The 11,958-nt window shown below is 69.8% G+C and carries 12 protein-coding genes and 1 riboswitch; of the genes, 3 read left to right on the top strand and 9 right to left on the bottom strand.

Annotated features, from left to right (window positions below; translation table 11 throughout):
* Positions 1 to 193, bottom strand: a riboswitch (cobalamin riboswitch).
* Between the two features lie 224 nt (positions 194 to 417).
* Entirely contained in the window at positions 418 to 1,827 is a 1,410-nt protein-coding gene (locus ACZK39_RS12995; RefSeq protein WP_463613552.1) for a hypothetical protein, read from the top strand.
* Positions 1,828 to 1,947: 120 nt separating this feature from the next.
* On the opposite strand, the gene ACZK39_RS13000 is transcribed toward ACZK39_RS12995, so the two are convergent.
* From ACZK39_RS13000 to ACZK39_RS13020, 5 genes are all read right to left on the bottom strand, one after another.
* Positions 1,948 to 2,859 (bottom strand): nucleotidyl transferase AbiEii/AbiGii toxin family protein, encoded by a 912-nt coding sequence (locus ACZK39_RS13000; protein ID WP_459056322.1) that lies wholly within the window; start codon positions 2,857 to 2,859, stop codon positions 1,948 to 1,950.
* The gene (locus tag ACZK39_RS13005) at positions 2,856 to 3,446 is read right to left on the bottom strand and encodes a type IV toxin-antitoxin system AbiEi family antitoxin domain-containing protein (protein ID WP_463613553.1); all 591 of its coding nucleotides are present in this window, start codon (positions 3,444 to 3,446) and stop codon (positions 2,856 to 2,858) included. The genes ACZK39_RS13000 and ACZK39_RS13005 overlap by 4 nt, the downstream gene beginning before the upstream one ends.
* A gap of 60 nt (positions 3,447 to 3,506) precedes the next feature.
* A complete protein-coding gene (locus ACZK39_RS13010) occupies positions 3,507 to 3,749 on the bottom strand; it encodes a hypothetical protein (protein WP_463613554.1) in 243 nt (80 codons plus the stop codon).
* A gap of 125 nt (positions 3,750 to 3,874) precedes the next feature.
* Complete coding sequence (locus tag ACZK39_RS13015) at positions 3,875 to 4,153, bottom strand: type I restriction-modification system subunit M N-terminal domain-containing protein (protein ID WP_459056325.1); 279 nt, start codon at positions 4,151 to 4,153, stop codon at positions 3,875 to 3,877.
* A gap of 253 nt (positions 4,154 to 4,406) precedes the next feature.
* Entirely contained in the window at positions 4,407 to 7,457 is a 3,051-nt protein-coding gene (locus ACZK39_RS13020; RefSeq protein ID WP_463613576.1) for a glycine--tRNA ligase, read from the bottom strand.
* Positions 7,458 to 7,548: 91 nt separating this feature from the next.
* On the opposite strand from ACZK39_RS13020, the gene ACZK39_RS13025 reads away from it, so the two are divergent.
* The gene (locus ACZK39_RS13025; protein ID WP_463613555.1) at positions 7,549 to 8,493 is read left to right on the top strand and encodes an NAD(P)-dependent oxidoreductase; all 945 of its coding nucleotides are present in this window, start codon (positions 7,549 to 7,551) and stop codon (positions 8,491 to 8,493) included.
* Between the two features lie 59 nt (positions 8,494 to 8,552).
* Positions 8,553 to 9,455, top strand: a complete 903-nt coding sequence (locus ACZK39_RS13030) for a cation diffusion facilitator family transporter (protein WP_182782303.1) — start codon at positions 8,553 to 8,555, stop codon at positions 9,453 to 9,455.
* Positions 9,456 to 9,472: 17 nt separating this feature from the next.
* On the opposite strand, the gene ACZK39_RS13035 is transcribed toward ACZK39_RS13030, so the two are convergent.
* The 4 genes from ACZK39_RS13035 to ACZK39_RS13050 all read right to left on the bottom strand — a co-directional run bounded on the left by ACZK39_RS13035 (position 9,473) and on the right by ACZK39_RS13050 (position 11,939).
* Positions 9,473 to 10,201: an esterase/lipase family protein gene (locus ACZK39_RS13035; protein ID WP_182782304.1), complete on the bottom strand. Its 729-nt coding sequence runs from the start codon at positions 10,199 to 10,201 to the stop codon at positions 9,473 to 9,475.
* Complete coding sequence (locus tag ACZK39_RS13040) at positions 10,198 to 10,968, bottom strand: alpha/beta fold hydrolase (RefSeq protein WP_463613556.1); 771 nt, start codon at positions 10,966 to 10,968, stop codon at positions 10,198 to 10,200. The genes ACZK39_RS13035 and ACZK39_RS13040 overlap by 4 nt, the downstream gene beginning before the upstream one ends.
* Positions 10,969 to 10,998: 30 nt before the next feature.
* Positions 10,999 to 11,619, bottom strand: coding sequence for a dihydroxyacetone kinase subunit DhaL (gene dhaL, locus ACZK39_RS13045; protein ID WP_463613557.1), 621 nt, complete (start codon positions 11,617 to 11,619; stop codon positions 10,999 to 11,001).
* 68 nt (positions 11,620 to 11,687) lie between these two features.
* Positions 11,688 to 11,939: a PLDc N-terminal domain-containing protein gene (locus ACZK39_RS13050; RefSeq protein WP_182782307.1), complete on the bottom strand. Its 252-nt coding sequence runs from the start codon at positions 11,937 to 11,939 to the stop codon at positions 11,688 to 11,690.
* Positions 11,940 to 11,958 lie beyond the last annotated feature (19 nt).

Genomic DNA, 11,958 nt, shown 5'->3' on the forward strand with positions numbered 1-11,958 from the left:
CGGTCGCCGCAAGGGCCAGCAGGTCTTCGGACTCGGGATCATTCGGATCGGGGCGCCTTCCCGGGTATCACCCAGTGGCTGCCATCTCTGGCGTGCTCCGACCGTCACCCTCACCGCTGCGCGTCAGTCCCGGAATCGCACCGGGTTCCCTGACTCCGGGATGCGGAGTACGACTGGCAGCCGTCACCCTACCTCCTTTGCGCCGACACGACCCCTGCCGGTCACGTGCTAGCCGAGGTTGTTGAGCTGTCCAAGGCCAGGAAAACGCGAGCCGACAAGCCAACTCGCCCGACGCGTCGAGGCCTCGACACCGTCGCCGACCCCACCGCAACCCCCAGAAAAACTTCTCAAAGAATTTCTGCCGGGCGCCCCTGCTGGGAGCCAAAAATGTCAGTGGTCGGACATAGCGTGGAACCCATGAAGGACAAGGCGCGTGAGATCGCGGAGCAGTTGCGCTCCGCTGACGAGTTGCGTCGTTTCGCCGAGGCCCAGACCCTGACCCTGCTGTGTGACCTCGCGGAGCACTACGAGGTGGACTACGACCAGGTGCTGGAGGTGCTGGCTGAGCGCAGGGTGGTGGTCGGGGGCATCGGTACCCCGGCGGTCTCCGAGTTCATCGGCCTGGAACTTGCCGGGTTGCTGCGCTGCCCACCGATCGTGGCTGCCTCGAAGCTCGCCGATGCTTTGAGTTTGAAGCATCGCCACCCGCGGCTGTACACGGCGGTGCAGGAGGGCAGGATCGAGGCGGCCAGGGCCTGCAAGGCCGCCGAGCTGTGCCGCGAGCTGCCCGTTGAGCCAGCAGACCAGGTCACCGACCGTTGGTTGGGTAGGCAGGACGGGTTGGGTTGGACGGCCGCGTTCACGCTGTTGAAGAAGATGATCATCGAGGCGGATCAGAGCCGCGCCGCGGAACGCGAGCGCCGGCAGCGCGCCTCACGCGGGGTGCACGTGTGGGGGTTGCACGACGGGGTGATGAACCTCACCGGCCGCCTTGACGTGCTCGACGCCCGATACCTGGATGCCGCCGTGGACCGGATCGCCGACCTGCTGGCTGTCGAGCAGCCCGACACATCGAAAAGGATCCTGCGCGCCAAAGCCCTCGGAGTGCTCGCCAACCCCGCCTACGCCCTGGCCCTGCTCCAGCACGCGGCCCAACCCGCCCTCCACGACAACCTCGCCGTCGCCCTCGACACTGCCCCGGCCCCCACCACAGCCAACGCCCCGGACACAGGGTCAGTCGGCTACGGCGGCGGACCTGCGGAGCCTGCGCCTGTAGACGGTGGGCAGCGTCATGATCCGCACTGCCTCGGCGCGTTGTGTGGCACCATCACCACCCCACTGGCCAAGCTCCGCCCCAAGCTGGAGCTGGCCGTCCACATCCACACCGACGCCCTCGGCGAGCTCACCGGCACCGCCCGCATCGACCGCGCCGGACACATCACCACCGCCCTGCTGGCCGAACTGCTCCCGGGGGTGGATGTCACGGTGCAGCCGGTGATCGATCTGCCCGCAATCCCCGCCGAAGACCACTACGCCCCATCGGCCGGGTTGAAGAAGGCCCTGCTGTTGAGCATGGACCACGAAATGTTCCCCTACTCCAAACGGCGAGCCAACGGCCTGGACCTGGACCACACCCAACCCTTCGCATCCGGCTGCCGCGGGCAGACCCTGAGCGGGAACCTGGCCCCACTCAGCCGCACGGTTCACCGCGCGAAAACGGCCCGTACCTGGCGCGCCGACCAACCCAGACCAAGCCAGCTCCACTGGTCCAGCCCACTGGGCTACCGCTACGAAGTCACCCCCACCGGCACCCGCATGCTCGCGTAGCAAGCCAGCGCGCCCGGCTGCGAACGAGTGCTCAACACAGCACCGTATCCAGCTTGGATCTTCCCTGCTCGCTTGGACGACTGCCTCAGCCGCGTCCCGAAGAGTGTGGCGAACGGGAGGTCACGTCGGGGAGACCCATCGCCGGGCTCCTGGGTCCCAGGTGGCTTCGGTTGGCAGGCCTGTGAGCACGGGGTCGATGAACTCGGCTGCGGCCGCGAGTGTCGCGGCGAACTGCTCGGGGAGTGATGCCCCTGCGGGACCCAGTCCCTTGCGGTACGCCTCGTAGCTCTCTGCTCGAAGGACCGCGAGCCCTGCGGCTGCCTCGAGGAGTGGGATCAGGGAGACGCCGCGGAAGGTCGCGGTCGCTTCGACGGCGGCAAGCAGCGCTCCACATTGAAGGGCTTGCGTGGAGGTGAGGATGTGGACATCGACGAAGTCGCGCACCCGGGTGTTGGCCCGGCCGAGGTTGATGGCGGTGACCAGCTTCTCGGCCAGGACTGTCTCGATGGGGTAGCCCAGGAGGCGGATCGGGTCGGCACCGGGGCGCAGCGGAGGCAGTTCCACGTGGCGCGGTGCCGGGGTGATGGGGTCGCCGAAGTTGATGTCGAGGCGGAGCTTGATCTGCGCGGTCGCAAGAAGCGCGGTCATGGTGACGCGGACGCCTGAGTAGAGCGCGTCGTCACGGATCGCTGCGGTGGTGACGGTCCCGGTCAGGAACTCGACGCCGTCATCAGGGTCGGGGAGTGAGGCGATCTCGGCGACTCGTGCGGCGACCGTCTCGGCGTCAGAGGCCATGTTCCTGGCCAGCGCGTCGGCGTCGACGGTGGGGCGACGGGTTCCGAAGGCTGCCAGCAGCATCCCGCCCTTCAGGACGAAGTCGTCCGCGAAGACCGACCTGGACATCCGTGCCAGCCAGCGTTCCACGACGTACATGGTCAGCATCTCCTGCGTGCCGCGCCTTTCGCGTCGGGCCCTGTTCTGCAGGTCAAGATAGGCGCGGCCGGCTGCGTTGTCGCGGGTGGGTTTGCTCATCGGGCGCTGGCCACGTCGAGGGCGGAGCGCATCGGGCCGAAGATGCCGAGCGCGTCAGCGTAGTCCAAGAGGAGGGCGGGGCGGGCGCCGGGGGAGGCCAGGTACCGATGCAGGGCGCCGTGCGCGATTGGCTCCCCGAGGCGTCGTCGGAACCGCATCAGATCGACCACCGTACGCACTGGATCGTAAATCCGGACCGGCTCCCCGGGTGCCGCCTCGAAGGACGCGAGACCGAGGTCGAACGTCGACTGGGCGAAGCGGAACACGGTCACCGGCGGGTAGTGGATGACCGGGGTGTGGGTTGTGGTTTGGACTGCTATCTGCACGGCTGGGGGCATCTCGTCGGTGAGGTCGTGGATCGCTGCGGCAGACACGCAACACACGATCGCTCTGGGTGTGCGGTAGGCCACTGCGAGGGCGTCGGGGTATGAAGCAGGTGGTGCGTCGGCCCGGCGGAAGACGCCTCTGGAGAGTTCGATGATCTCGTCAGCGTCCCGCCAGGCGTAGAGGTCGCGCGGGTGGACTCCGGCGAGCCTGGCGGTCTCAGTCGTGAACGTCTGGGGTAGGTCCCCGGCGAGTCCCTTCATGGATAGAAGTCTTGCACATAGAGGTTCAAGGTGCATGGGTTCGATCCGGTGGGCGCCTAGCTAACGCCCGGCGCGCAGATGCTCGTAGAGCATCGCCGGGAGCGCCTTCGACAGTTCCTCGTACAGGTGGCTGTCGCTGAAGATGTCGTAGACGAGCAGCGGGGTGCGGTCGCGGACGCCCATCACCGCGTCGATGAATGCCTTGGGCAGCGCCGGCGACTCGCTGAACTGCTGCGCGGTGTTGACCCGAGCCTGGCTGGCGAGGGTTTCGTCGTGGGCGAGGTTGACGACGATGCTGGACATGGTGCCGGCGACGACACCGGGCCCGTACTTGTCGCCGAAGCGTTCGTTGAGTTTGGCGATGATCTCTTCGAGGGCGCTGAAGTACTTCTCGTGGATGGCGCCGGATCCGATCGCGGCGATCGGGCTCAGGCCTGGGGGTCGGCAACCAGCTTGGCGAAGTCGAACGGGCTGGTGTTGTAGAACTGGTGGCCTGAGGCGTTGGTGAGCTTCACGTTGCGGAGCATGTCCGGGAGCCCTTCCGCGTCGGGAGCGGCGGCGAGGACAGCGGGCTTGGTCTCGGCCAGGACGGCGTCGAGGCGGCGGAGCACCGTGAACGGGAGGACCACCGAGCCGTACTCGGATGGCTTGAACGGACCTCGCAGTGACTCGGCGATGTTCCAGATGAACGAGACGTGATTCACCACGAGGGATACTCCTACGGCGTTGCGGCTTCAGATCGCGCTCGGGCGCGAATCCCCATCTTGTCGTATGTGGCATCCAACGCGTCTGGGACCCACCGGGTAGTCCCAGCACCGGGCGCCGGAGGCTTCGACGCACGCTGCGCCGCTTCGCGGCTTGGCGTGGCTCACCCAGCGGAACCCCCGCAGGTTGAGCCGGGCCGCAAGGAACGCGAGCGACGCGCGCCCGCGTCGAAACCACCCAGGGCTTCGGGCAATCTCACCCGAGTGCGATGTCCAAAGCTTTCCAGTCGATCCCAGCCGGTGCGAGCGCCAGAATGGAGGCAAGCAGCCCCTGCCGCGACACTCGCACGGCCTGGTCCTCCGCGTTGACCAGGATGTCGGTGAAGAACCGGTCAGCCGCGGTCACTACGTCGCCCATGCGGTCCAGCAGCGCGGGGATTGACGCGTCCGCTGTGCCGGCCGCGACCGCTTCCACCGCCGTCCGCAGCTCTAGCTCGGCCGGTTCGGTCAGCAGTGCCGCGTCGTAGCCCGCCTCCGTGCCGGCCGGGAGAATCCGCGACACCCGCACCAGCGTGGCCACCAGGGCCCGGAGGCGGGGGTTCGCCTGGGCGGCGTCCAGCTCGCGGAGGAGCCGTACGGCACGCCCGGGCGCGTCGGCCGCGGGCAGGATGGCCGCGACCAGATCGGCCGAGGTGCCCTCGTCGCGCAGCAGCTGCGCGAAGCGCCCGACGGTGAACTCCAGCGCCGCGTCGACGGCATCCTCGGCCACCTCGATGCCCTGCTCAGCCAACCGCCCGACGGCGGCCTCCAGCCCGGCCCGCACCGTCAGCGTCTCCAGCGGCGTGCCAACCGACTCGCGCAGGATCCGCACCACGCCCAGCGCGGCCCGGCGCAGCCCGAACGGGTCCGACGAGCCCGTCGGCTTGGCCCCGAGCGCGAACATCGCGGCCAGCAGGTCGAAGCGGTCCGCCAGCGCCAGCAGCGCGCCCGGGGTAGAGGCGGGCACCGGGTCCGCGGAGGTGTGCGGCTGCTCCATCTCGTAGAGCGCATCCGCCACGGCCGGGGTCTCGCCCTTGCGGACGGCGTACTCGCGGGCGATGAAGCCTGCCAGCGAGCTCATCTCCACCACCATCTGAGTGGCCAGGTCGAACTTTGCCAGCTTCCCGGCGCGGGTGAGCGTCGTGCGGGCCTCGCCGGCCAGGCCGACGCGGTCCGCGAGCTTCTCGGCCACGTCCGCGATCCGACGGGCACGGGTACCCACCGAGCCGAGCCGCTCCTCGAACGTCAGCTTGTCCAGTCCGGGCACGAAGCCGTCGACGTCGGCCGCCTCCAGGTCCGCGTTCCAGAAGAACAGCGCGTCCTCGTAGCGCGCCCGGATGACCGACTCGTTGCCCGCCCGGACCACGTCGTCGTCGCACAGCCCGTTGGCCATGGTGACGAAGTGCGGTGCGAGCGCGCCGTTGCGGAAGACCGGCAGGTAGCGCTGGTGCTTGCGCATCACGGCGGTGAGGATCCGCTCCGGCAGCTCCAGGTAGCGCTCGTCGAAGTGGCCCAGCACACCGCGGGGGTCCTCGACCAGGTTGGTGATCTCGTCGATCACAGAAGCCTCGGCCTCCACGTCCACGGTGCCGCCGACACCGGCCGCCAGGGCGACGGCCTGCTCAACGACGGAGGCCCGCCTCTCGGCGGTGGACAGCGTGATCGCGCCCGAGGCTATGGTCGGCAGCAGCTCGGAGGCGGAGGCCACCTCCACCCAGCCGACGCGTGCGCCGTCAGAGCGGGTGCCTGTCTCCTCGCCGGAGACAGCGCGCTGCAGGTAGGTGGTCCGCCCGGCGGTCAGCCCGGAGACCGTGGCGGGCACGACCGCATCGCCCCACAGCGCCACCATCCAGCGGATGGCCCGGGAGAACGACAGCGAGGCATCGCTCCAGCGCATGTTCTTCTCGGCGCGCAGGCCGGAGACGATGTCTGTCAGCGCCTCGCCCGCGACATCCAGCACGTGCCTCCCCGCGACAGTCACAGACACCGCGGCGTGTTCCTGGCCGCCGATCTCGGCGCGCACCACCTGCGAAGCCTCGACGCCCTGGCCCCGCATGAAGCCCTGCAGCGCCTTGGTCGGGTTCCCGTCGGCGTCGAACGCAGCGGCCCATTTCGGCCCCTTGCGCAGCTGCTCGGCGTCCGGCTCCTGCGCCCCCACGGCCTCCACCACCGCGACGATGCGGCGCGGCGTGCCCTCGACGGTGATCGCGCCGTGCGCGAGCCGGGTGGCCGCCAGCTTCGCGGTGAGCGCCTCACGCACCGCGTCCACGGTCTGCGGGACGACGTGCGGGGGCAGTTCCTCCACGCCGATCTCGAACGCCAACGTCTGAGGCTCCGTGCCGAGTGCCGCACGGTCCACCTCGGGCGCCGGCGCCGACTCGTCGACAGCGGCCTCGCGCATCAGCGGGAAGCCCAGCTCCTCGCGGCGCTCGATCCACAGGGCCGCGGTGTCGCGCATGAGGCGGCGCATCGTCGCGAACGCCTTGGCGCGCTCGGTCGTGGAGATGGCGCCGCGCGCGTCCAGCACGTTGAAGGCGTGGCTGGACTTGAGGATGTAGCCGTGGGCGGGCACCGGGAGCCGGGCCTCGACCATCCGGGTGGCCTCGCCCACGTAGGTCTCGTACAGGCGACGGTTGGCCTCGACGTCCGCGTCGTCGAGGTAGTAGCGGCTCATCTCGTATTCCTGCTGGCCGAAGGCCTCGCCGTAGGTGACGGGGCGGCCGTCGGAGGCGATGGAGTAGACGATGTCCTTGAAGTGCGTGACCCCCTGCTGCGCCATCAGGATCCGCTCCACGCCGTAGGTGAGCTCCACGGGGATCGGGTCCAGGTTCTGCCCGCCCACCTGCTGGAAGTAGGTGAACTGAGTGATCTCCATGCCGTCCAGCCACACCTCCCAGCCGAGGCCCCAGGCGCCGATGGCCGGCTGCTGCCAGTTGTCCTCGACGAAGCGCACGTCGTGCTTGGACAGGTCGATACCGAGCGCCTCCAGCGAGCCCAGGTACAGCTCCTGGGGATTGCCGGGCTCGGGCTTGAGGATCACCTGGAACTGGGTGTGCATCTGCAGCCGGTTGGGGTTCTGCCCGTAGCGGGAGTCGTCCGGGCGCACCGACGGCTCCACGTAGGCCACATCCCACGGCTCGGGGCCGAGGACACGCAGCACGGTGGCCGGGTTCATCGTCCCCGCCCCCACCTCGGAGTTGAACGGCTGCCACGTGAGGCAGCCCTTCGAGGTCCAGTAGTCGGACAGGCGGCGCAGGGCGTCTTGCATGGTCAGCACCCCTGCAGGTTACCGAGTTCTTCGGCTGACCGCCCACCCGACTATGGGATGCTGGGGCCGGTCCCACGGAGGTGCACGTCACATGAAGATCCTGATCCCAGATACCTACACCGGTCCCCTCCCGCGCATCGACGGCGCCGAGGTGGTCGTCGTGCCGGGGGACCGGCCGGTCCCCGAGGAGCATGTCGATGCCGAGGTCCTTGTGGTGTGGGGTCAGAGCGACGACGTCCTGCCCGACGCCGCGCGGCGGATGACCTCCCTCCTGCTGGTGCAGGGGCTCGCCGCGGGGCCCGACAACGTGCGGGCGGCGGGCTTCCCGCCCGGGGTGATCCTGTCCAGCGGGGTGGGGCTGCACGACGGCCCCGTCGCCGAGCATGCGCTGGCACTGACCCTGGCGCTGGTGCGGATGCTGCCGATGGCGATGCGCAACCAGCACGACCACCTGTGGGACGGCGAGTTGGGCGGTGCCATGCTCGAGCGGGCGCACGACGGGCGGATCATCTCCCTCGACGGCGCCAAGGTGACCATCTGGGGCTTCGGGTCCATCGCCGCCAGGCTCGCGCCGCTGCTGCGGGCGCTCGGCGCGTGGGTGACGGGAATCGCGCGCTCGACCGGACCCAGGCACGGATTCGACGTGTTCGACGAGGACGCGCTCCCGGAGGTGCTGGCCGACACCGACGTCCTCATCATGATCCTGCCCCGGCATGAGACGACGCACGCGGCACTCAACGCCCGGCGCCTGGCCCAGTTGAAGCCCTCGGCGCTGGTGGTCAACGTAGGCCGCGGGGCCACCGTCGACGAGGCTGCTCTGCTCGACGCGGTCCGGTCCGGGAAGGTGGCCGCGGCCGCGCTGGACGTGACAGCGATCGAGCCGCTGCCCGCCGAGTCGCCGCTGTGGGACGAAGCAGACGTGCTCATCACGCCGCACGTGGCCAGCGGCCGCCCACAGGAGGCGCACCTGCTGATCGAACTCAACGTGGCCGCGCTGTGGGGCGACGGCGAACTGCGCAACGTGCTGAACCGATGAGACCCATGACCCGCTGGTCCGCTTTGATCCAGCGCCCCTGAAGGCGTCAGGATTGGCCCATGCCTGAAGCCCGCGTCGATCTCACGAAGTTCGCCTGGTTGTCGATCGCCGCGGCGCTCGTCACCATCGCGCTCAAGACCGCCGCGTGGCTGATCACCGGATCGGTGGGCCTGCTCTCCGACGCCGCGGAGTCCGTCGTCAACCTCGTGGCGGCGGTGGTCGCGCTGTTCGCGTTGAGGGTCGCGGCGAGGCCCGCGGACAAGAACCACCACTTCGGGCACTCCAAGGCCGAATACTTCTCCTCGGCCATCGAGGGCGTGATGATCTTCGTGGCGGCGGTGGTCATCGTCGGGTTCGCCATCGAACGCCTGATCGTCCCGCGACCGCTGGAGGAGATCGGGCTGGGCCTGATCATCACCGTGGGCGCCTCACTGATCAACGGCGCCGTCGCCGTCGTCCTGCTCAGCGCGGGCGCCCGGCACAACTCGATCACGCTGCGCGCCGACGGTCACCACCTCATGACCGATGTGATCACCTCCGCCGGCGTCGTCGTCGGCATCGGCCTCGTGTGGCTCACGGGCTGGAACTGGCTGGACCCGCTCGTCGCACTCCTGGTGGGCGTCAACATCCTGTGGACCGGATGGCGCCTGGTCTCCGAATCGGCCTCCGGGTTGATGGATGAGGCCTTGCCGAAGGAGACCAACGCACGCCTCCGGGAGATCCTCGCCGCCCACGAGGAGGAGACGGTGAAGTTTCACGCCTTCCGCACCCGCATCTCAGGGGCGCGTGCGTTCATGGAGTTCCACATGCTGGTGCCCGGTGCGTGGTCCGTGCAGCAGGGGCATGACGCGATGGAAGACCTCGTGGACCTGATCCAGGCGGAGTTCACCGAGCTACGGGTGATCGGCCACCTGGAACCGATCGAGGATCCGCGCAGCTACGAAGACATCCACATCGACTGAGCCCCCCGTCGGGTCCGTCAGGGGGCGTCGGCGAGGCGGTGGACGTGCTCGTGGATGATCCTCCACACCGTCTCGTCGCGCATCGGGCGGAAGTGGCCGGGCACGTCGAGATCGACGTTGACGGCGCCCACGAGGCGCGAGCCCTCGGGGATCACCTGGTCCCAGGCAGGCGCCAGAGACACGATGTGCGCGTTGACCGACGCCTCGTCGGCCAGCCCCCGCAGGACCGGATTCCCGGGAGAGAACAGCCCCAGCGGGGAGCGGGCCACCAGCCCGTGCAGCCGCCTCCCGATCGAGGAGCCGCCGAACGGCGTGGCAACGGCCACCAGACCCAGGGCCACCCCGTCGTCGCCCTGACGCAGCAGGACCGCCTTCCCGATGAGGCCGCCCTTCGAATGGGCAACCAGCACGCAGCGGCGGATCCCCCGCTGGCGCAGCACCGCCAGGCACCGCTCGGCCGAGGCGTCGAGGTTGTGCAGGTTCCAGCCGAGGGTCTCCACGAACTCGACGGGGTGGCCGTGCCGGCCGAGCCACCGGGCCAGGGGCGCCAGGTAGCTCCACGGCTCCAGGATGCCGGGCAGCAGCACGACAGGAATGTCGCGGCAGGGGGAGTGGGGCGCGCCGCCGGACTGGTGGCTCCAGCGGCTGACGCGTCGCCACAGCGCGGCGGCCATGTCCCCGCCGGCGATGCCCCAGTCGATGGCGGCCCCCCGTGCCCGACGTGCGGCCGCCCGGACCCGGATCACGTCAGCCCTGCGATGTCGAGGCAGGCCGACACCACCCGCTGCGGATGCGTCACCATCACCTGGTGGGAGGCGCCAGGCACGATGTCGACGGTGACGCGCACCCCGCCCGCGAAGTCGCGGAGGATCCCCAACCAGGGCCCCGGCGCCAGCCGGTCATGCTCGCCCGCGATGATCGCCAGGTCGTTGCGGACCTCGGCGATCCGCTCCTCCAACGGGTAGGCCAGCATCGCGGGAAAGGTGTCGATGAACCAGCGCGGGCCGCAGCTGAGCCAGGCCCGCACGGAGGGCCAGGCCGACGCAGGGGTCTCCTTGGCCGCGGCCTGCAGGAACCGCCGCACCACAGTCGGGGCCCGGCGCTCGGCGCCGTTGACCACCGGGCCGATCAGGACCGCGGCCGTGGCGATCGAGGGTCTGCGGCGCAGCGCCTCCACCACCACCTGCACCCCCATCGAGTGCCCCACCAGGACGGCGTCCGCCAGGCCCAGGCGCTCGATGGTCTCGTTCAGCACCAGCGCGAAGCTGGCGATTCGAAGGGTTCGCTCCGGGGTCGCGGCGCGCCCGAAGCCCGGCAGATCCACCGTGACGACGCGGGCATGCGGCCGAAGGTGGCGGGCCAGCTCGCGGAAGTACAGCGACGACACCCCCAGCCCGTGCACCAGCACGAACGCCTTCTCAAGCGGCTGCGCGTCCGGACGGGAGTCCAGGACCACGACGGTGAGGTCGCGGATCTGGAGGGTGCTCGGGGTGAAGCCCTCGTCGTCGGTCACATCAGCGATCGTGCCACAGTGCCGTACCGGTCAGCGGACGTGCTCGGCCGCCGTGGTGAGAATCAGGGCCATGGAGACCGCGCCGGGGTCGATGACGCCGACGGAGCGCTCGGCAACCAGTGCCGCACGGCCCTTCTTCGCCACCATCTCCTTCGTGGCGTCCCGGCCTGCCTCGGCGGCCCTCGCGGCCAGGGTCAGGGCCTCGCGCAGGTCTCCACCCAGGGCGGCCACGTCATCGAACGCATCCGCGGCGGGGGCCAGCGCGTCCACCATCGTCTTGTCGCCCACCTTGGCGCGGCCACGCACCACGACCCCGTCGAGGCCGGCGCGCATCGCGCGGGCAACGCCCACGGTGGTGACCTGCTGGGGCCACGCGGCGCCCGCCCGGAGGAAGAACGTGCCGAACAGGGGCCCCGAGGCGCCGCCGACGGTGCTGACCAGGGTCATGCCCACCAGCCGGAGCGCCTCCGCAGCGGTGGGCGCCTCGTCGAAGTTGATCGTCAGCGCGGACTCGGTGCCGCGCCTCATGTTCGTTCCGTGGTCCCCGTCCCCGAGGATCCGGTCCAGCTCATCGAGCTCGTCGCTGCGCGCCACGAACTCGCGGGCGCAATCGCGGAGCCACTCGGACACCGCGCCCACCGCTCCAGGCATGACTCACTCCTTCATCCGACAATCGCCGGGTCACTCTCAAGGCTAATACGCCGGGGCCAGCGGCAGGCTCAACGGAGGCCGCGGAGGAAGTCCTCGTCGTCATCCGGGGCGCTGGGGCCACGGTCCAGGGGCCGCTTCTTCGTGACGGGACGTCCGAGCAGCAGCCAGGCCACGGGGCCGACGACAGGGAGCCCGACGACGGCGAACGCCCACAGCCAGCGCGGCATGGCGCGCACGCGATAGCCCCGCGCCTGCGCCACTTCGACGACGCAGTACACGGTCAGCATCACGATCGCAATGATCAAGAGGACCCGGGTCACCACGCCATCCTACCTGGCG

It is taken from the genome of Tessaracoccus luoxuelianae, assembly GCF_055326245.1.